17 protein-coding genes are annotated in these 20,030 nt (G+C 36.9%); 8 read left to right on the top strand and 9 right to left on the bottom strand.

Annotated features, from left to right (window positions below; genetic code table 11):
* Window positions 1-123: 123 nt before the first annotated feature.
* Both hemF and aroE read left to right on the top strand, forming a co-directional pair.
* Window positions 124-1,074: an oxygen-dependent coproporphyrinogen oxidase gene (hemF, locus tag AC07M3_RS08550; RefSeq protein ID WP_465083481.1), complete on the top strand. Its 951-nt coding sequence runs from the start codon at window positions 124-126 to the stop codon at window positions 1,072-1,074.
* A 180-nt stretch (window positions 1,075-1,254) separates the two neighbouring features.
* Window positions 1,255-2,043, top strand: a complete 789-nt coding sequence (gene aroE / locus AC07M3_RS08545; RefSeq protein ID WP_494566939.1) for a shikimate dehydrogenase — start codon at window positions 1,255-1,257, stop codon at window positions 2,041-2,043.
* Between the two features lie 49 nt (window positions 2,044-2,092).
* On the opposite strand, the gene AC07M3_RS08540 is transcribed toward aroE, so the two are convergent.
* Complete coding sequence (locus AC07M3_RS08540; RefSeq protein WP_494566940.1) at window positions 2,093-4,447, bottom strand: hypothetical protein; 2,355 nt, start codon at window positions 4,445-4,447, stop codon at window positions 2,093-2,095.
* A 256-nt stretch (window positions 4,448-4,703) separates the two neighbouring features.
* Between AC07M3_RS08540 and AC07M3_RS08535 the strand changes: the two genes are divergently transcribed.
* The gene (locus AC07M3_RS08535; protein ID WP_003653705.1) at window positions 4,704-6,527 is read left to right on the top strand and encodes an acyl-CoA dehydrogenase C-terminal domain-containing protein; all 1,824 of its coding nucleotides are present in this window, start codon (window positions 4,704-4,706) and stop codon (window positions 6,525-6,527) included.
* Between the two features lie 74 nt (window positions 6,528-6,601).
* Here the strand turns inward: AC07M3_RS08535 and AC07M3_RS08530 are convergent, their stop codons facing one another.
* Window positions 6,602-7,249 (bottom strand): hypothetical protein, encoded by a 648-nt coding sequence (locus tag AC07M3_RS08530; protein ID WP_494566941.1) that lies wholly within the window; start codon window positions 7,247-7,249, stop codon window positions 6,602-6,604.
* Between the two features lie 251 nt (window positions 7,250-7,500).
* On the opposite strand from AC07M3_RS08530, the gene AC07M3_RS08525 reads away from it, so the two are divergent.
* On the top strand, window positions 7,501-7,755 hold the full coding sequence (locus tag AC07M3_RS08525) for a PspC domain-containing protein (protein ID WP_004639576.1): 255 nt from the start codon (window positions 7,501-7,503) through the stop codon (window positions 7,753-7,755).
* A gap of 61 nt (window positions 7,756-7,816) precedes the next feature.
* Here the strand turns inward: AC07M3_RS08525 and AC07M3_RS08520 are convergent, their stop codons facing one another.
* The 5 genes from AC07M3_RS08520 to AC07M3_RS08500 all read right to left on the bottom strand — a co-directional run bounded on the left by AC07M3_RS08520 (window position 7,817) and on the right by AC07M3_RS08500 (window position 12,984).
* A complete protein-coding gene (locus AC07M3_RS08520) occupies window positions 7,817-8,917 on the bottom strand; it encodes an HPP family protein (RefSeq protein ID WP_494566942.1) in 1,101 nt (366 codons plus the stop codon).
* A gap of 132 nt (window positions 8,918-9,049) precedes the next feature.
* Complete coding sequence (locus AC07M3_RS08515; RefSeq protein WP_494566943.1) at window positions 9,050-9,847, bottom strand: TIGR03915 family putative DNA repair protein; 798 nt, start codon at window positions 9,845-9,847, stop codon at window positions 9,050-9,052.
* 2 nt (window positions 9,848-9,849) lie between these two features.
* Window positions 9,850-11,112, bottom strand: a complete 1,263-nt coding sequence (locus AC07M3_RS08510) for a putative DNA modification/repair radical SAM protein (protein ID WP_494566944.1) — start codon at window positions 11,110-11,112, stop codon at window positions 9,850-9,852.
* Window positions 11,113-11,220: 108 nt separating this feature from the next.
* Window positions 11,221-11,637: a lysozyme inhibitor LprI family protein gene (locus AC07M3_RS08505; RefSeq protein WP_494566945.1), complete on the bottom strand. Its 417-nt coding sequence runs from the start codon at window positions 11,635-11,637 to the stop codon at window positions 11,221-11,223.
* Window positions 11,638-12,198: 561 nt separating this feature from the next.
* Window positions 12,199-12,984, bottom strand: a complete 786-nt coding sequence (locus tag AC07M3_RS08500) for a tetratricopeptide repeat protein (RefSeq protein WP_092710736.1) — start codon at window positions 12,982-12,984, stop codon at window positions 12,199-12,201.
* A gap of 138 nt (window positions 12,985-13,122) precedes the next feature.
* On the opposite strand from AC07M3_RS08500, the gene AC07M3_RS08495 reads away from it, so the two are divergent.
* From AC07M3_RS08495 to glyS, 3 genes are all read left to right on the top strand, one after another.
* Window positions 13,123-13,605: a hypothetical protein gene (locus AC07M3_RS08495; RefSeq protein ID WP_494566946.1), complete on the top strand. Its 483-nt coding sequence runs from the start codon at window positions 13,123-13,125 to the stop codon at window positions 13,603-13,605.
* 91 nt (window positions 13,606-13,696) lie between these two features.
* Entirely contained in the window at window positions 13,697-14,674 is a 978-nt protein-coding gene (gene glyQ / locus AC07M3_RS08490; protein ID WP_494566947.1) for a glycine--tRNA ligase subunit alpha, read from the top strand.
* On the top strand, window positions 14,674-16,743 hold the full coding sequence (gene glyS / locus AC07M3_RS08485; RefSeq protein WP_494566948.1) for a glycine--tRNA ligase subunit beta: 2,070 nt from the start codon (window positions 14,674-14,676) through the stop codon (window positions 16,741-16,743). Before glyQ ends, glyS begins: the two co-directional genes overlap by 1 nt.
* Window positions 16,744-16,793: 50 nt before the next feature.
* On the opposite strand, the gene AC07M3_RS08480 is transcribed toward glyS, so the two are convergent.
* Together AC07M3_RS08480 and AC07M3_RS08475 are read right to left on the bottom strand one after the other, a co-directional pair.
* Window positions 16,794-18,593, bottom strand: coding sequence for an AAA family ATPase (locus AC07M3_RS08480; protein ID WP_494566949.1), 1,800 nt, complete (start codon window positions 18,591-18,593; stop codon window positions 16,794-16,796).
* A 269-nt stretch (window positions 18,594-18,862) separates the two neighbouring features.
* Window positions 18,863-19,147, bottom strand: a complete 285-nt coding sequence (locus AC07M3_RS08475; protein ID WP_494566950.1) for a YciI family protein — start codon at window positions 19,145-19,147, stop codon at window positions 18,863-18,865.
* A 281-nt stretch (window positions 19,148-19,428) separates the two neighbouring features.
* Here AC07M3_RS08475 and AC07M3_RS08470 point away from each other — a divergent pair, with 281 nt between their 5' ends.
* On the top strand, window positions 19,429-19,878 hold the full coding sequence (locus tag AC07M3_RS08470; RefSeq protein WP_151744443.1) for a hypothetical protein: 450 nt from the start codon (window positions 19,429-19,431) through the stop codon (window positions 19,876-19,878).
* Window positions 19,879-20,030 lie beyond the last annotated feature (152 nt).

Here is a 20,030-nt window from a genome sequence, read left to right as displayed (position 1 = left end):
AATTATAAATTTAAAAATAATTGGAAGGGATTTTTGAGACATTTCTTAAAAATCCCTTACTTTTTTTATGGTTTTATGCTTTGATGTATCTATCTCCTATCTCAATCATCTTTGAGGGTCACTATGCAACATCCGACTTCAACAGATATTCAACGTGTCCGCGAATTTCTCCTCGATTTACAAGCCCGTATATGTGCTGGTTTAGAACAACAAGAAAAAGCTGGCGGCGGTACGAGCGAATTTATTATTGATGATTGGGAGCGTCCTGAAGGTGGTGGTGGTCGTTCACGAGTTTTGCAAAATGGTACAGTGATTGAAAAAGGTGGTGTGATGTTTTCTCACATCAACATTAGTAAACTCCCCGCTTCTGCTACAGAAAGACACCCTCAAATTGCTGGTGCTAAAGCGCAGGCACTTGGTGTCTCATTAGTAATTCATCCTAAAAACCCCAATATTCCAACTTCTCATGCCAATGTACGTTTATTCGTTGCAGAGCCTGAAGGACAAGATCCAATTTGGTGGTTTGGCGGTGGTTTTGACTTAACACCGTTCTATCCAGATGAACAAGATGTTATCGATTGGCATCAAGCCGCTTACGACCTGTGTCAGCCTTTTGGTGACAGTGTCTATGCTGAACATAAAAAATGGTGTGATGATTATTTCTATTTAAAACATCGCGATGAGCAACGTGGTGTCGGTGGTTTATTCTTTGATGATCTAAATGGCTGGGATTTCGAAACTTGCTTTAAATATATTCAAGCTGTGGGTAATGGCTATTTAAATGCCATTCTGCCAATTTTTGAAAAACACCGTGAACAACCTTACACCGAAGCACAACGAGAGTTTCAGCTTTACCGTCGCGGCAGATATGTCGAATACAACTTAGTCTATGACCGCGGAACATTGTTTGGTTTACAAACAGGTGGACGTATCGAATCTATTTTAGTCAGTCTACCTAACCTTGCAGGTTGGTCTTATCGTCCTGAATGGGATGAAGACTCTCCAGAGAAACGTTTAACTGACTATTACCTAAAACCACGTGACTGGCTAAATTTAAAAGAAAAAGTCGCTTAATTTTTTGCTTTTTGGAGATTCTTTGGCTTCCACCCTAGAGAATCTCCTTTTTTATTTTCACTTTTCTGAACATCATTCAAATATTTTTTCTGATTCCAATTTGGCTTATAGTGAGGCCTGCTGAATATTCAGCACACGTTTTTAACTGCTTCACGCCATTTTAAAATTTTGGATATAAGAATGACCAAACAGTTTGCAGTAATTGGCAACCCAATCGAACAATCACGCTCTCCTGAATTGCATCATGATTTCGCTCAAAAAACAGGTGTTGATCTCGACTATCAAAAACGTCTTGCCCCTCTTGATGGTTTTGAGCCGAGTATGCGTAGTTTCTTTGCAAATGGCGGAAGTGGCATGAACGTTACTGTACCGTTTAAAGAACAGGCTTTCGCTTTGTGCAATGTGCTAACTGAGCGTGCTCAGATTGCAAAAGCAGTGAATACGTTATGGATGCAAAATGGCAAATTGCACGGCGATAATACTGATGGCCAAGGCTTAGTGGCCGCAATTCAAGCCTTAGACTGGAACCTAGAAAATACCACTATTTTAATTTTAGGGGCTGGTGGTGCAACTCGTGGTGTTATTTACCCTCTAGTTCAGGCTGGCGCAAAAAAGATTGTGATTGCAAACCGTACTCTAGCTCGTGCCGAACAACTTGTAGATGACCTAAAAGTAGCAGTCCCGCAAGCTCAATTAGAAGCAATTTCTCTAAATGAGCTAGAAGGGAAATTTGATATTGTAATTAATGCAACTTCTGCAAGCCTCTCGGGTGATGCATTACAACTCCCAGAAACTTTAGAGTTTAAATATGCCTATGAAATGGCTTATGGCAAGCCATCTAGCTTCCTTGAGCAAGCTAAACAACGCAATGTGCCCTATTCTGAAGGTTTTGGGATGTTAGTCGGTCAGGCTATTGAATCCTTTTCTATCTGGAATGGCGTAAGACCTGAATTAAAAGATTTTCTATAAATATAAAAAAAGAACCTACTTTAAGTAGGTTCTTTTTTTACTTCATTTATTATTTTTTGGTCGTAACCATTTGCTGATAAACATCTCGGAAAATCTCATAATCAATAAATTCATTATGTTCAGGTTTTAAATTCTGAATTGTTTTTTCCGTAAGTTGCTGTTTACGTGCAGCAACATACACCTTCCCTAAAATATCAGCTGTTTGTGACAACAATTGTTTTTCTTCAGCAGAAGCACCATTTTGTTGTTCAAATTCTAATTGATATTGTTTCGAGAAAAGCTGCTCAGGCTGCTTATATTGTTTCTGTAATTTTTGCCATGCTTCACGCCCAGCCTTACCTTGCATTGTTGTAATCACAATATGGTCTACAGCACGGCCTAAATCATTATCAAACTGGTCTTCTTGTTCAAGATGATGCTTTTTCTGCAATGCCTCGATACGCTCTAAAGCCTTACCTTGAGGATTATAGGTTTCTTCTTCAGAGAACCAATAAGCATAAACTTCAGCAATTTCTTGCAACTGTTGAACTGAATAATAATTAATATATGACGGTTTTTCGGCAGTCAATTTTGCAATAAACACAGCCTTATACGTTTTGTCATAGGCACGTGTTGCATCATAAGTTTGGTTAGCCAACAGCGCCAGATTCGAATCTAAATCTTGTACATCGCTATGTGGGCCAACTGCATGTTCAGAAACATCACTCTGCCCAAGTTTTTCACTAAAGCCTTTTACAAAGTTTTCAAATAAAGAACCCTTACTTGCTTCAGCAACTGATTTAGCTTGTTTAAGCTGCTGCTGGTCAATTGAAGTTGCTTTACCATAATTTAGAATTTGCATGTCTGCTTTAATATTAAAGCGATGGTTAAATTCAGCTGGTGTATATGCAATATCGTAATCTACGTTGACTGCACGGCCTTTTTCATCGAGTCCAACATCAATCGTAATTGGATTTCTTTGTTTTGGTAAAGCTTGTTCGATCTCTGCTTTATGCTTTAACCATAAAGCTTTGAATGCTTCATCATTCACAAACTGGTTCTGATCATAAGCAGCAAAAGTTTGTTTTAAAGCAGCTTGACGAGACTTGATCTGAGTTTTTTGGGCACTCTCTACGCTTTGATCAAGAACATCAACACCATATATTTGACAGTAATTAATATCCCCTAAAACTACTGGTTTTTTAAGGGTCTGTAACTCAACACATTGTTCTTCTGTAAGGGTTGGGCCTTCTTCATCTTGGGTAGTTTGTTCAGCATCCGCTACCGCAACATCAGCAGCATCCTCATCTTGGCCTGAAGCAGAAGCCTCGTCTGCTGCTGCCGTTGCTTCTTGAGCGGCACTTGATTGTTCTTCATCGCCTTCCTCAGAAGCCAATGTACCGCCAAAATGAGCGTTAATGAGTGAGTAAAGTTGTTGACTGACTGCCGCTGCATCGTCAGAAGAAACCTTCTGCCCTTCGGCACCACCTGACTTTTTCTTAGCTTCAGAAGCAGCAAGTTCAGTTGCTATAGATTCAGCAATCTTTTGGTCATCAAATCCTAAAACACTTTTTTGCAGGTATTTTTCATTGACTTGACCATATAGATCGACTTGCAGTAGCAACTCTTCAACCGTATCTTTTAAACGAATTTTTTCTACAACTCCTGCCTTACGGTCAGCGTCTGTAATTGGTAAACGTTGTAAATTTTGCGGATCAGCCAAACGATAAGACACGGCGCCAGAAGCCTTCACATATTCAACGAACTTCTTCATATCGACGTTCGTAAACAGATCTTTATATTTCGAAAAATCGACATAGGCTAAGTTGTTTTGATTATCTTTATTCACCAAATAAGGCATTAATCCGAAATAATTAACGTAAAACTTATAATCCTTTAGATCAAGCACCATTGGCAATTTTGCCTGCACGAGCAAAGTCGGTTTTTCATATCTTGCCGTAAGGTTTAAAGACCCCATTTTTTGACGATAATGAACTGAACCATCGTAACTAAATTGGAGATCATTTAATAAATTGATTAAAACGGCATTTACTTTTTCTGAACGTGATTCGCCAGATACACCCGAAACAGATTGCTCATTTGCAATTGCGGCATAGAGCGCCTGCTTCTGTTTTTTATTCAAATTAATTTTTTGTTCACGTAAATATTGATCTACTTTTTTTTGCACTTCAGCATCAAGTTGAGCACTCTTCTCTACAGTGCTTATTTTGTTGGGCTGATTTGAATCAACATTAACTTTAAAATGCCCGCGGTAGTCATAGCTTGGGTATTCATACATTGCATTCATACCCTGAATGACTTTTTGATCTAAATGAGCAGATGCCACTGATGGACGTAGGCTATGCTGCGCACATGCGGTCAAACCCAAACTGAATAAACATAAACTGAGATATTTTAAATGCATAACCTTTTTTAAAACCTTATCGCTTTATATTTTTAGCAAAACTTGCTAAAAATATAAAAATAGTTGTTTTTTCACATAAAAGTATAAGTCCTGAATGTAGCAGAAAATGTATTTTCAGGTGTATTTATTTTCGACAAAATTCGCTTTTCTGACATTTCTTTCGGATGTGATTATCATTGTATTTTTATCATGCGAGTGAATAATCAAATCATCGATTCAGATAATCCCACAATGATTCAAAATTAGGATTAAAGCCATGCCAGCATATAAAGCCCCGCTACATGATATTCGTTTCTTAATGAATGAAGTATTAGATTACCCTGCTCACTACAAAACTTTATCAAATGGTGAAAATGCAGATCCAGATACCGTTGATATGATTCTTGAAGGTGCGGCAGATTATTGTGAAAACGTATTATCGCCACTTAACCAGTCTGGTGATGAAGAAGGTTGCCATTTTGACAACGGCGAAGTAACTACACCTAAAGGCTTTAAAGAAGCTTATGACCAGTTCGTTATGGGTGGTTGGCAAGGTCTTTCTTATCCAGAAGAATTTGGTGGTCAAGGCCTACCAATGTCTTTAAACCTCATCAAATCAGAAATGATGGGTACTGCAAACTGGTCATTCACAATGTACCCTGGCTTAAGCTCGGGTTGTATGAACACCATTTTGCAATTCGGTACCGATGAGCAAAAACAAACGTATATGCCTAAACTTGTTGAAGGAACTTGGAGCGGCACAATGTGCTTAACCGAACCTCAATGTGGTACAGACTTAGGACAAGTTAAAACTAAAGCTGAACCTCAAGCAGATGGCACTTATAAAATCTCTGGTACAAAAATCTTCATTTCTGCCGGTGAACATGATTTAACTGAAAATATTATTCACATCGTACTCGCACGTCTTCCAGATGCGCCTGCTGGTACTCGTGGTATTTCATTATTTATCGTACCTAAATTCATCCCTACTGCTGATAGTGGTATCGGTGAACGTAATGCAGTGACCTGTGGTTCAATCGAACACAAAATGGGGATCCGTGCTTCTGCAACTGCTGTACTAAACTTTGATAATGCCACTGGTTATTTAATCGGTGAAGTCAACAAAGGTTTACATGCAATGTTTACCTTCATGAATACAGCACGTATTGGTACTGCTGTTCAAGGTATTGCGCACGCTGAGTTATCGTTCCAAGGTGCATTACCTTATGCGAAAGATCGTATGTCTATGCGTGCACTTTCTGGTAAAAAAGAACCTGAAAGAGTTGCAGATGCCATCATTCATCATGCTGACGTACGTCGCCTGTTGTTGACTCAAAAAGCAATTGCTGAAGGTGGCCGTTCAATGATCTATCATGCTGCAAAACTTGCAGACAAAATGACAGATGCATTAACACGTGGCGACCAAGCTGCTTACGAAGACTACGATGACAAACTTGGTTTCTACACACCAATTTTGAAAGGTTTCTTGACTGAACTTGGTTTAGAAGCTGCAAATAACGGTATGCAAGTTTACGGCGGTCATGGCTACATCAAAGAATGGGGCATGGAACAAATCGCTCGTGATGCTCGTATCTCAACGCTATACGAAGGTACAACAGGCATTCAAGCACTTGACTTGATTGGTCGTAAAGTATTGCTTAGCTCAAAAGGTAAAGTGGTTCGTGACTACACTGCTGAAATCTTAAAATTCTGTGCTGCACACGCACGTAATAAGTACTTACGTCGTTTTGCTTGGGATTTAACTAAGCTTTGTGCTCAGTGGAACACTTTAACAGTTCGTATTATGCTTGCTGCACGTAAAGACCGTGACATCGTATCTTCTGCTTCTGTAGATTTCTTGATGTTCTCAGGTTACGTGATGATGGCTTACTTCTGGGCGCAACAAGCAGTCATTGCGTCTGAGAAGCTTGAAGCAGGTGATGGTGCAGAAACGCCTGAATTCTATAAGGCAAAAATCAAAGTTGCAGACTTCTACTTTGACCGTATGTTACCTCGCACCCAAGGTCATGCAGAATCAATGGTGACAACCTCTCGCACATTAACATCATTACCAGTTGAACACTTTAGCTTCGACTACTAATGATTTTTAAATCGTGAAATGAAAAGAGCGCAATTCATATTGCGCTCTTTTTTATTCAAGTAAAAATTTAATATTTATTCTTTAGTCAGAACATAAGCTTGCTTCGGAACAAAATAGTTTTGTTCCAAAAACTCACGGTTTTTACCGTAGTCGCTATAAAACAGTTTTTCTAGATTCACGATCAATCTTTTGTTTGAATCAACATTAAAATAAAAATTAACATTAGATAAAGGACAGTGAATGGTTAACTCATGCTCTCTTTCATGTACTTTCCAATTTAAATCAGGACACAACTGATTTATAGCAGTACTTTTGGCTCCATCCTTACTTCCCACTCGGCCAAAATGAATAACATTCCAATAAGCTGATCCATTGGGTAATAAATTTAAAATGTACTCCGCCTCTCCAGACTCACAATCGGCAAATGCATCCTCACATGAAATTCGGGTGTGATATCGCCCTACATATTGCAATGAGATTGCGCTTAATTTTTTGGTTTGATCTAAATTTTCTTCAGGTAAAAAAGTACGACCTGCCACATAATCTAATGTTTTTGTAGATGTACTATTTTTTATTAAATTTTCTTCATTAGTAGAACTAGAACTTAGACTAGAGTGATCTTTGGAGTTGGTGTGGTTTATGTCGCAAGCACTAAGTGTCAGGCACATCATAGTCCCTACAACCAAATGCTTAACTAAAAACCTAGACCGCTTCAAAGACATATACATTATTCACAGATAACAGCAACAGCCATGTTTATATTCATTTCAGGCACGAGCCAATTGATGCGATAAACCGTTAAGCCCTGAAAGGGTGCATTTTAGTTGATGTTGGTTTCCTTCATTCTAATCCTTTACATATTTTAACCATTTTACTTGTTAGAAGACTTTAAACCCGTTATTTCGTCTCCATATTTTTATTAAGCAAGAGAATAAGCAATTCCTTGTAACTTTTTATTTTTAAGGAGAATTAGATGGCCAGTTCTGGTTTATATCGCTCGAACCGACATAGCATGATCGCCGGTGTAATGGGTGGTATTGCTGAACGTTTTGGTTGGAACGTAACTTTACTACGCATTATTTTTGTTGTGATTTCAATTATGAGTGCGGCCTTTCCCGGAATCTTAGTTTATCTGGTTTTGTGGTTAGTCATTCCGAAAAAACAGCCAGAACATATTGAAGGCTATCGACAATCCGTCCGAACTGTACATGAAGAGCAAACACGTTAATTAATTTTGGTCGCTACGGTTGCATCCCCTAATCAACCGTAGCTTTTTTTATTCTTAAAAACTATAACTTACGATTTAACTGTTGTTGTAAAGCAGCAATCATATCTGCACGGCTAATCATTCCGATTAACTTCCGCTCCTCGACCACTGGAATATAATTAAAAGATTTTTCGACAAAATAAGGCACAAGATCTTGAATAGGCTGTGTTGGCAATACTGTCACCACTCTATGACTCATAATCTGTTTCACATAATGCTGCCAAGAGTTTCTTGGGTCCGCTGCACCTTTAAACCATTCCACAACTTCATATAACGCTAAAGTTCCTACTAGATGATTGTCAGCATTGACCACCGGTAAGCTCATAAGGTTAATATGCTTGAACTTATCCAGCGCCTGATGAATATCATCATCTTCATGCAACTTAATCACATCACGGCTCATAATATCCTGACAGGTATATTGATTGACTATGCGTTCGTTGGCATGTTCCTGTGCATCTAAAATAATTTTTTCTAAATCGTATTGGCTAATATCTAGCAATTCAGTGTGGTGCTCTAATGCGTATTCAATATCTTTAGGCTGAATCGATACTTTTTGAGTTGGTGTTGGGTCTTTGCTACGCTCATTGAGACGTGCGGTAACTGGATAATGTCTTCCAATTAATCTATTAAAAAAGACGGCGAAACCGAGTAAAAGTAACGAGTTGAGTAGAACCGGATAAAAAACGAAATAAAATCCCAATTTATGAATTGCAGCACCACCCAATATAGCCGTAATCGCAACTGCACCACTCGGTGGATGCAAAGAATCAGTGGTCATCATCAAAAATATGGCAAAGCCTACTGCGACACTAAAAGCAGTGGTTAAATCAGGAATCCACTGTGCACAGACAACCCCAATAATTCCGGCTAGCGTATTACCAACAATCACATTCCATGGTTGAGCCAATGGACTGGTTGGCACAGCAAATAAAAGAACAGATGAAGCTCCCATGGGTGCAATGTACCAGGCATTAATTCCACCTAAAACATACCAGCTAATTAAAGAAGAAATTGCTAAACCACACAGTGCTCCAACACCGCAAAGCAACCGTTCTTTTAAGGGTAAAACCTTAAAATTTGGTTTTAAAATCTGTAACCATTCTCGCTGTATAACACTCACAGAACACCTTTGGGGATATGCCGTTATTTATAACGGGCAAAAGTATACGCCCAAAGCCACATAAAGTGCATTTAAATTATATCTTTCAAAGATAAGAAACTCTGTTGAATTATCTTTTGTTATTTTAAAACTTTAATATTCAATTAGTTTTTCATTTAAATAGCGCCAATAACGTTTCGGCAAATATTGCACATGAAGTTTTATATTCTGACGTTCCGTAATGTTTACGCTCTTAAAATAATCTTTCCAAAGCTGGTCATATAAGACTTCTTGCTCATCTAACTCCAGCTGAAAGCTTTGGCTCATTCCGTTATTTAAATTACGGTCGATGTTGGGTGCTTCGAGTGAAACTTCATGTATTTCCCTTAAATCATAATAAAGTCCAAACTTACGTTTCTCATCATAAATGAGCCAACGCTGATCTTGATAACGCCGTTTAAAATGCGGCTGAATGAGCGGTAAAACATTAAAATCGGGACGTACCAGACTTAAAAACAGCTCATCTTTGGTTTTCTTAAAACGAATAAAAGCTTCCATCCGATGCTTCTCTCGCCCGACCTTTTTCGTCCACTGCGAAATTGCTAAAACACTTGGGTGCGAATAATCTTTTTCTATCGATGAGTGACTAGTAAAAACGTAAATACAGTAATTAAATAAATGCTGATAGGCATCTAACGATTCAGATAAATAAGCAAAATAAAATTGTTTTAATGATGAAGATGTAAGCTTTTTTTGTAGTGCGGACCAAACACGCTCGGCATGTTGCTCGTTATTTGAAACCTCAATTTTATCGGCAAATAAGCCATGTTGAGCCGCATCATTCAAACAAAGTCTGACCTGCAATTCTTTAAATTGAAATGCACGAAAAACACAGCTCAGCAGCCCAACCATTGAACCATCAAAATAGTAAGCTACCTCATAATTAAACATGACTAAAACCCAAGGCTTAATTGTGGCGAAAGCTGCTGCACATATTTCGATGAACCCTGCGTTAAAATCTGCTGCCGGATAAAGCTTGAAGATAATTCTTTTTGGAATTTTGGACTGTCTTCACAGCGAATAAAGAATTTTGCTCGCTGATAGGCGACACCTAACTTTTTAAGTAAATCGATGTGGATTTTGCCAAAACGGCGAGCCTGCACAATTTTCTTGGCCGATTTCACCCCAATGCCGGGTACACGTAAAATCATTTGATAATCTGCACGGTTTAGATCTACTGGAAACTGCTCAGGATGCCTTAAAGCCCAGCTCAATTTTGGATCAACATCGAGGTCCAAATTCGGGAATTTCTCATTTACGATTTCATTGACCTGAAAACCGTAAAACCGCATCAGCCAATCACTCTGATAGAGTCGATTTTCCCGAAGTAACGGCGGTGCAGAACCGACTGCTGGTAAGTAATTATTTTCGGTATTAATTGGAATGTAACCCGAAAAATAGACCCGTTTGAGCTTAAATTCTTTATAGTGCTTGTCTGCCATAAACAAGACATCTTGGTCTGACTCTTGATGTGCTCCCACTACCATTTGAGTGGTTTGCCCTGCTGGTACATATTTCGGTACATGCTTAATGATTTGTCGCTCATCTTTAAGCTGAATAAGTCTGTCACGCACTAACCCTAAATCTTTTTGCACTTCCTGATGGGACTTTTCTGGTGCAAAAGTCTTTAGCCCAATTTCGGTCGGCATCTCTAAATTAATACTCATACGATCAGCATATAAACCTGCTTCATGAATCAGTTCAGGCGATGCCCCCGGAATGGTTTTTAGGTGAATATAGCCATTAAAGTTTTCTTCAAGGCGTAACTTCTTCACGACTTGAAGCATACGCTCCATCGTATGATCGGCTGATTTAAAAATGCCTGAGCTTAAAAATAAGCCTTCAATATAATTACGTCGATAAAAATTAATGGTTAAGTCCACCACCTCTTGTACCGTAAATGCTGCACGTTGAACGTCATTAGAACGACGTGAAACACAATAAGCGCAGTCAAAAATACATACGTTGCTAAATAGAATTTTTAAGAGAGATACACAGCGGCCATCTTCGGTATAGCTATGGCAAATACCTGAATGACTGGCATCACCCAAACCTTTATCTTTATTTTTACGGTCACTGCCACTTGATGAGCAAGACACATCATATTTAGCAGCATCAGCAAGAATCTGTAGTTTTTCTCGAATGCGATCAGACATATCAAACGACTCATTTATGGCATCGTTTAAAAAATATCATTTTTCATTCTTAAATTTAATCCAGTGGAGTACGCTAAGCGTCATGAGGTGACGTTTAAATAATCCGCCTTAGTTAACGTATTCTTCTAGTTGTTTTACACGCGCTGCATACTCTTGCATAGGGCAATACGAATACATCGGCGAGCCAATGTATGAGCCTGCATTGTTACACTCCTGATCTACATAAGCTTTCCAAAGTCGCTGAGATTTTAAAATATCTTGATAACGTTCTGGCTGTTTGTATTCTTCGCTTTGTGTACGAATTTGATCAATCAGAGCAACAATTTTTTCTTCATAAGTCTTTTTAGCTTGTTCAGAGCAACTATGCACGACCATGTTATTAATGCTTTCAAGCTGCATTTCTTTAATCGTCTGATCAACACATTGGTTATATTCATCTTGCTCATCAGTGTCAGTTTGTGCGTATAGCCATGGACTACAAAAAAGACTGGATAAAACAATGAGTTTGCAGCAAAATTTCAGCATAATTTATTCTCGATTCTATAATTTTTAATATGCTTCAATATAACAAAAATTCTGTAACGGTTGCCTATCGGTATTTAGACATAATAAAGAGTCTATTGTTCGCTCCTATACCAGTGCTCATTATTTTAGCTTCAATGAGTTCTATGCTTACTTATTTATTCATTATATATCTCTTCTTTTTACCATTCCTTATAGCAACATCTATATTACTAAATAAATTCAAGCTTCTAAATTTCATAACAATATTTTTAACAGCACTAGGTATACTCCTCATCTTTAATACGCTTGCTAACTTATCCTTTAAGACCTTTTTTTCCGAGCTTATTTTTAGTTGGATTGGGATCTCTACACTAATTACAGCTTTTAATTTTTGGGCATTATTGACTTGGTATAACTATAAAGATAATAAGACTAAAGAGCAGAACATCAACATTGAATGAACGCTCTGCTAATTGAATATAAAATCTTTATAAGTTGAACTTTCTTCAGCAATAGAAAACTATTCATTTCTTTTATTTATGAAATAGTCCCAATCATTCCGTATAGTGGCAATTTAAAGCTTTACTGATTTTTACAGGTGTTCGGATAGGTTTCATCAACTTTAAGATCGATATTATAAACTGGTTGTATTGGTATCTCCTCTGTACGGTAAGAGCACATATCACGCCATTTCATTGCTTCCTCTTTATCCTTAGGTAGACCATTTAACCCAGAATAATAATTTTGAAACATATTTTCTTGACCATCTGCATAACCAAGATTGGCGGCTTTAATATACCACTCTGTTGAAACCTTACCATTTTCTGTTACCCCTAAGCCTTGTTGATAAAGAACCCCTATATTATTCATTCCTGCTGGATTATCCTGCTCAGCAGCTTTTGTATACCAATACATTGCTTTTTTATAGTCTGTATCTACACCATAACCTAGATGATAAAACGTACCCACCCTGAACTGAGCATCAGCATTGCCTGCTTGCGCTGCCTCTTCAGAGAGTTTGAACATCTTAGGTACAAAAGCACTTAAGTCTTCTTTCCGATAATAAAGCGTAGTCAAATTCAATTTAGCTAAAGCACTCCCTTGTTCAGCTGCTTGTTGAAAGAGCTTTTCAATTTCTAAGGCTTTTTTTGCTTCAGTGGCCTCATCACCCTCTTCACTTTGAATCCAATCATTTCTATTTTTATAATATAATAATGCAGCATAATTATTCAGCTCATCTGCATTTAACTTATTGAAATTGTAGTTATATTTAGCTGAATAATAAATCCAATTATTCTTTAAATAGTAAAAACCAACAAAGCCTAAAAATAATATTAAAATTCCAAAATAATATTTTTTCAAATTCATTCTAAAATAATCTAATTTAAATTATGAGAAATCATCCTATCAAAAGATGTATTAAATACAAAAGATAATAATCTTATTTTAATGGTTCATGGACATTATCAACAGATCATTTTAGAATTTAAAAAAACATAACCTACTATGATTATGATGAATCCAACAACGCCAAATATCGAATACCAACCTAAAATTGCTCTTATTATTACCCCTCTTATTCCGATCAGCCTCTTAATTTTATTGTCCGTACTTACTGGCAAGTTTGCACTTGATCTCCTCTATATTATTGGAATCTTTGTTGGTACTTATTATATTATCTTATTCCCATTACTACTTAAGATATGCCAAGTACTCATTACTAAAAACCGCTTTATTTTTCCATTAATGTGGTTAGGTGCACATGTATCATTTAGCTTGATTTATTTCTTCTTAGCGATCTATGAAAATATTTCTCATAATTTACCAATATTTGATTATGTATTCCCAACTGTTGGACGTACTTTGATCTCAACCTCTACATTCACTGTAAGTTTTATTCTTAGCCTCATTTTTTGGTTTTTTGCATCATTTCAACCTCGATTAAAAGCAAAACATGCAGGAAAATCCCAGCTAAATGACAGCCAATAATTTTTTATAGGTATAGAAACTAGTCTTTGCCACTCCCCCACAAAATCCTTATACTTAGGGGCAATTTTTCTCATAAATTCGTGGATGCTACATGAGTCGCGCCATCTCGCACATTGATACATTTCAGGGCTTAATTCTTGCCCTACAAAACTATTGGGCCGAACAAGGCTGCGTCGTACTACAACCTTACGACATGGAAATGGGCGCTGGAACATTCCACACCGCAACATTCTTACGTGCTTTAGGGCCTGAGACTTGGAATGCTGCGTACGTTCAACCTTCACGTCGTCCAAAAGATGGCCGCTATGGTGAAAACCCGAACCGTTTGCAACACTACTACCAGTTCCAAGTAGTACTTAAGCCAAATCCAGACAACATCCAACAGCTTTATCTTGATTCTTTAAAAGCAATCGGGATTGATACGCTTACTCACGACATCCGCTTCGTAGAAGACAACTGGGAATCTCCAACTCTTGGGGCTTGGGGCTTAGGCTGGGAAGTTTGGCTTAACGGCATGGAAGTAACTCAGTTCACTTACTTCCAGCAAGTGGGTGGCGTTGAATGTTACCCAGTGACAGGTGAGATCACTTACGGCTTAGAACGTCTTGCGATGTACCTTCAAGGTGTAGATTCGGTTTATGACCTTGTTTGGACCAAAGGCCAATTTGGTACTGTGACGTACGGCGATGTATTCCATCAAAATGAAGTTGAGCAATCGACTTATAACTTTGAATACGCTCCAGTTGAAAAACTATTTGAACTCTTTGACTTTTATGAGTCAGAAGCAAACCGTTTAATTGAAGCAAAACTTTCTCTTCCTGCTTATGAGCAAGTTGTTAAAACATCTCATACCTTTAACTTGCTTGATGCACGTGGCGCAATTTCTGTGACTGAGCGTCAGCGCTACATTTTACGTGTACGTACTTTAGCTCGTGCGATTGCACAAAGTTATGTACAAGCACGTGCAGAGCTTGGCTTCCCAATGGCAGAACCACACTTGCGTGATGAAGTATTGGCACAGCTAAAAGCACAAGCTGAAAGTGAAGCAGCAAAGGCGGAGAAAAACTAATGAGCAAACATACTGTTTTATTCGAACTTGGCTGTGAAGAGCTTCCACCGAAAAGTTTAAAAAACTTACGTGATGCATTACAGGCAGAAACGGTAAAAGGCTTAAAAGATGCTGGCTTAAATTTCGCATCTATCGAAGCTTATGCAGCTCCACGTCGTTTAGCGCTTAAAATTGTTGATATCGATGCCGCTCAAGCTGATACACAAAAACGTTTTGATGGCCCTGCTGTTCAAGCGGCTTACGATGCAGAAGGTAAACCGACTAAAGCACTCGAAGGCTTTATGCGTGGTCAAGGCATTACTGTTGATCAGCTTTCAACATTCCAAGCTGGTAAAGTTGAAAAAGTTTGCTATTTAAAAGATGTGAAAGGTCAAAGCCTTGATACTTTACTTCCACAGATTTTACAAACTGCGCTAGACAGCTTACCAATTGCAAAACGTATGCGTTCTGCTGCAAGCCGTACCGAATTTGTACGTCCAGTGAAATGGGTTCTTTTACTCAAAGATGATCAAATTGTTGACGCAACTATTCAAGATCATAAAGCTGGTAATGTGACTTATGGTCACCGTTTCCATGCACCTGAAGCTGTGACTTTAGCGCATGCAAATGACTACTTAGCTGCTTTAGAAAAAGCATATGTCGTTGCGAACTTTGAAAAGCGTCAAGCGACCATTCAAGAACAAGTGAAAAAGTTAGCTGATGAAGTTAACGCAACTGCTATTGTTCCAAATGACTTACTTGATGAAGTAACAAGCCTCGTTGAATGGCCTGTTGCCCTTCGTGCTAATTTTGAAGAGCGCTTCCTTGCTGTTCCTCAAGAAGCACTTATTACGACAATGCAAGACAACCAGAAATATTTCTGTTTGATCAATAACGAAGGTAAATTACAGCCTTACTTCATTACTGTTTCAAATATTGAGTCTAAAGATCCGATTCAAATTATTGAAGGTAACGAAAAAGTTGTTCGCCCTCGTTTGTCTGATGCTGAATTCTTCTTCTTACAAGATCAAAAGCAACCGCTTGCATCTCGTAAAGAAAAATTGGCAAACATGGTATTCCAAGCACAACTTGGTACGCTTTGGGATAAATCGACACGTATTGCAAAACTTGCTGTCGCATTATCTGCAATCACTGGTGCAAACCCAGCCGACGCTGAAAAAGCTGCGTTACTTGCTAAATGCGACTTAACTTCTGAGCTTGTAGGTGAGTTCCCAGAACTTCAAGGTATTGCGGGTACTTACTACGCACGCATTGAAGGCGAAAACACTGAAGTTTCAGAAGCTTTAGGCGAGCAATATTTACCAAAATTCGCTGGCGATGTTTTACCAAAAACCAAAACTGGTACAACGATTGCCCTTGCTGACCGTTTAGATACGCTGGTTGGTATTTTCGGTATTGGACAAGCGCCTACAGGTTCTAAAGACCCGTTTGCTCTTCGTCGTTCAGCAATTGGTATCTTACGTTTAATCATTGAAAATGAATTGGACGTAACGATTGAAGAACTGGTAAATCTTGCACTTCAAGGTTATGGCGACATCGTGAAAGACCACGACAAAACGCGTGCTGATGCTGTTGCATTCTTGGAAGGTCGTTACCGTGCCAAGTATGAAGACCAAGGCGTTGCTGTTGATGTGCTTCAAGCGGTTCAAGCGCTTGCACCAAAATCTCCACTTGATTTTGACAAGCGTGTAAATGCTGTAAACCACTTCCGTGCTCTGCCTGAAGCTGCTGCACTTGCTGCTGCAAATAAACGTGTTGCTAACATTCTTGCAAAAGAAGCAGCACCAGAAGGTTCTGTAGTTGAAGCGAACTTGGTTGAAGATGCTGAAAAAGCATTATTTGCTGAGCTTCAAGCAGTTACTCCAGTAGTTGAGCCATTACTTGCAGCAAAAGACTACACCGCTGCCCTTTCTAAGCTTGCAGCACTTCGCGCGCCGATTGATGCATTCTTTGATGGTGTCATGGTAATGGCGGATGATGCTGACCTAAAGGCAAACCGTTTACGTTTATTGGCTCAGCTACGTAGCTTGTTTACTGCTATAGCTGATGTAAGTGTATTACAGGGTTAATTTAACCTTTTATTATAAAAAACCCGCTTTAAAGCGGGTTTTTTATTTTATTAAGCTAAGAATTGTTCAATAATTGGAAAGACTAATTCTTCATATCTATCAAATACGGTTGGATCTGTAAGATTGTCACAAATATAATTACAGAATACGTTTTTATCAAAATTTTTCTTAATTATAACACCTCCATAATCATCTACTGATTCACGAGGTGGATAAAAATTTTCTGTAAATAATTCTTCTTTAAGCAGATTTTCAGAACCCTTTTTAATTTTAGTATTTTCAAAATTCATAGGAACTTTATCTTTAGTAATATAACCTATTGTTTCTCTCGAAATTTTTGTATCACAATCATATAGAAATAATACTTTTCGGTTTATTGCATTTAAATTATGTTTTAGAAAATCAAAACCTTTATCTAAACTGCTTTCACCACCAAATTTAACTTGCCCACCTTCTTGAGTAACACCAATTTCATCTATTTCTATATTTTCTAACCATTCATTTTTCCCTTTTAGCTCAAAAGCTTTCTTCATAAATTTAATATCTGTCTTACCTTCAACGAGTATCAATGGTTTTTGTTGATCCTGAATTTTTTTATGCAGAGCTTCTTCAAATGTTATTGTTTCCTTATAAAAATTAAACGATTCTTCAAACTCACCAAATCGTTCAGAAGTAATATTCATCCCAGATGGAAGATCAATTAACTGAATATTTTCTTTTCCAAATTCTTTTTCCATACCTAAAACAAAAAGTGGTGCATGAGAAGTCATGATAAATTGTATTTTAGGAAATAACTTAATAAGCTTTGGTAAGATTTCACTTTGATGTTTAGTATGCAAATGCGTGTCTATTTCATCAACAACAACTATTCCCTCAATATTCTCTAAACGAATACTATTATTTAAATCTTTATAGTCAGCATGTCTAATTATTGTAATGAATAAATTAAGTAAGACTAATTGACCTGTCGAAAGCTGTTCTAAGGTTGGTACAATAATCTTCCCTTTACTATGCAAAGATAATCGAGAATGAGCATCATTCCGCCAACCAATTTTTAAATATAATTCATTATTATCTAAAATTGTTTTAAATATTTTATTGATATTCCTATAGGAATTGTTAATAGCATGTTTATTCTGAATTATTTGATTCCTTTCATCGTCAGTATCAAAACACTCTAATTCTGCTGGTAGAATCGCAGAGTCCAAAACTACATCTAACATCCATTGAATATTTTTTTGAAAAGTGTCCACACACATTATTTCTTTATTCAATTTTCCTGAATATTTTGATTCAATATCAAATATCTCTTGCGTTTGGGCCTTCAAATTTAACCAATGTGGAATTATTTTACGAAAACTCGGAAAGAAGGTAATAGTATTTGAAAATAATTTTTCTATACCCTTTTCAGAAGCTAAAGTTTTTTTACCATTTTTATTTTCATTCTCAAAACCATGAATTTTGTTTCCATATAAATTTAATAATTCTTGGGTAGAGCGTATATTTCCGACTTTCTCGCAATAATGTATTTCCTGATTCTCTTGATCATTAAAAAAACGTAAATAAGCAGATGCACTTTTATCATCCGCATTTGTGTTTATGTCGATACCTGAAATCACCCTAAAGTAAGGGGAATTCATATTTCCAGATTTAACCACAACATCATTATATTCTTGCTTAGCTAACTCATAAAAAGCATCTACGATATAAGACAAAGTATATGTTTTACCTGACCCATTTTTACCAATTAGAATTACTGGCTTAGGATTTAGATCCTCTTTAAGTTCTAGTTCTAAATCTAATTTTTCAATTGGCCCAATGTTTCTAATATGAATATTTCGTAAGTACATTTTTTATCCAAATTTCACACTTATCTCCATACTATTAAAGTACAAGTTTCAACTCAAGGTATTTTCTAAAAATCCATAATAAATTTAAAGGTATAGGTTTTATAGAGAAGGCAATACTTAAAATTATATCTATTATTTAATAGTATTCATCCATTCACCATCACCAAAATTTTTACAATGATTGGTACTCTCTAATCTAAAAAATAATTATTAGGTACATGCTGATAGATAATTAGTAAAAAAGTAAAGGGATCTCTTTATTTTTTAAATCAAACAAATGCTTTAATTTCTTCTAAACTTTTCGATGGCTCAAACCACATAAAATCATAATCAGCCACGTCATGAGTATAAAACGGATCATTTTTCATAATTTCTTCAGCTTCTTGAATCGAAGAGCTTAAAACTAAAATCACTCCACCTACCCTATTTTCTCGACGCCCCGATGCCAAAAATTTCTTCTGCTCATAGTAACGGTCTAAAAATGCAATATGCTCTTTCAGTACAGCATCAACTTCGGCTAATGGTTTTTTATAGGTCAAGGTAACAACAATCATTTCATTCTCTTAAAGGAAGTAGCACATGACATAGGAGGGTTAAACTACTGATAGCTTATCTATAGTTTATTCGATGGTACGCCGATTCCCCCAATTCATCCACACCAAAACTTTCTATAATAATTCGCCTACCCAACAGCACAATAATTGATTCAATTACCTAAGTTGTTTACGACTTTTATTGGTGTAAGTGTTTTTCACAGATAAGTCTTTATAATAATTTGATATTTTCAAAAAATATCGTTATAAATTAGCAGCTTTTATTAATTAAGATTATATAAATGAAGAAGAATATTTTATTACTTGTTATTTCTATCTCATCAGTTGGACAGATGGCTTGTTCTATAAATCCCCATCGGATCACTTTACCCGACACTACAAATCCACCTGCTATAGAAAAGATTAATGTAATTGGAATGTCTCGAAATGAATTTCTAAATAAATTCCATCCACCTGTAGTAAGTAGACTCATTGGTGATAAAAGAATAGATACGATCACTTCCTATAAAATCAACAATAAACCAAAAGCATATGGAGTGGCTTTATATAACGGCTTAATAGCGAATACAATCGTGTCGACACTACATAATGTAATGCCTAGTGAATTATCGCTCGATTCCGTAGACGAAACGGTATCAATCCCAGACTCAGCACTTAACAAAGAGAAAGTTGTAATTGAGATTACATATGATTCTTCTAGTCATATAGAAAAGGTTGAAAGAATAGAATAATTTAATTTCAAATATTAATTTCTGACTACGACTCAACTTTCTTAAGATGAAATAATTAAATAAAATTCTAAAAACTATTGAGACATGCTGATTTAAATAATTATTTTTTAATGAAATTAATACCCTCATTTTTAAATCAGCGCTCAATAACT

It is taken from the genome of Acinetobacter sp. GW821-FHT09D10, from assembly GCF_059416285.1.
The sequence above is the reverse complement of the archived record's forward strand: the minus strand, read 5'-3'. Positions and strand labels throughout refer to the sequence as shown.

Bases quoted from the DNA above. Each gene is read 5' to 3' on its own strand.
- hemF (WP_465083481.1), top strand. From the start codon at position 124: ATGCAACATCCGACTTCAACAGATATTCAACGTGTCCGCGAATTTCTC.
- aroE (WP_494566939.1), top strand. From the start codon at position 1,255: ATGACCAAACAGTTTGCAGTAATTGGCAACCCAATCGAACAATCACGC.
- AC07M3_RS08540 (WP_494566940.1), bottom strand. From the start codon at position 4,447: ATGCATTTAAAATATCTCAGTTTATGTTTATTCAGTTTGGGTTTGACC.
- AC07M3_RS08535 (WP_003653705.1), top strand. From the start codon at position 4,704: ATGCCAGCATATAAAGCCCCGCTACATGATATTCGTTTCTTAATGAAT.
- AC07M3_RS08530 (WP_494566941.1), bottom strand. From the start codon at position 7,249: ATGTCTTTGAAGCGGTCTAGGTTTTTAGTTAAGCATTTGGTTGTAGGG.
- AC07M3_RS08525 (WP_004639576.1), top strand. From the start codon at position 7,501: ATGGCCAGTTCTGGTTTATATCGCTCGAACCGACATAGCATGATCGCC.
- AC07M3_RS08515 (WP_494566943.1), bottom strand. From the start codon at position 9,847: ATGTTTAATTATGAGGTAGCTTACTATTTTGATGGTTCAATGGTTGGG.
- AC07M3_RS08510 (WP_494566944.1), bottom strand. From the start codon at position 11,112: ATGTCTGATCGCATTCGAGAAAAACTACAGATTCTTGCTGATGCTGCT.
- AC07M3_RS08505 (WP_494566945.1), bottom strand. From the start codon at position 11,637: ATGCTGAAATTTTGCTGCAAACTCATTGTTTTATCCAGTCTTTTTTGT.
- AC07M3_RS08500 (WP_092710736.1), bottom strand. From the start codon at position 12,984: ATGAATTTGAAAAAATATTATTTTGGAATTTTAATATTATTTTTAGGC.
- AC07M3_RS08495 (WP_494566946.1), top strand. From the start codon at position 13,123: ATGATTATGATGAATCCAACAACGCCAAATATCGAATACCAACCTAAA.
- glyQ (WP_494566947.1), top strand. From the start codon at position 13,697: ATGAGTCGCGCCATCTCGCACATTGATACATTTCAGGGCTTAATTCTT.
- glyS (WP_494566948.1), top strand. From the start codon at position 14,674: ATGAGCAAACATACTGTTTTATTCGAACTTGGCTGTGAAGAGCTTCCA.
- AC07M3_RS08480 (WP_494566949.1), bottom strand. From the start codon at position 18,593: ATGTACTTACGAAATATTCATATTAGAAACATTGGGCCAATTGAAAAA.
- AC07M3_RS08475 (WP_494566950.1), bottom strand. From the start codon at position 19,147: ATGATTGTTGTTACCTTGACCTATAAAAAACCATTAGCCGAAGTTGAT.
- AC07M3_RS08470 (WP_151744443.1), top strand. From the start codon at position 19,429: ATGAAGAAGAATATTTTATTACTTGTTATTTCTATCTCATCAGTTGGA.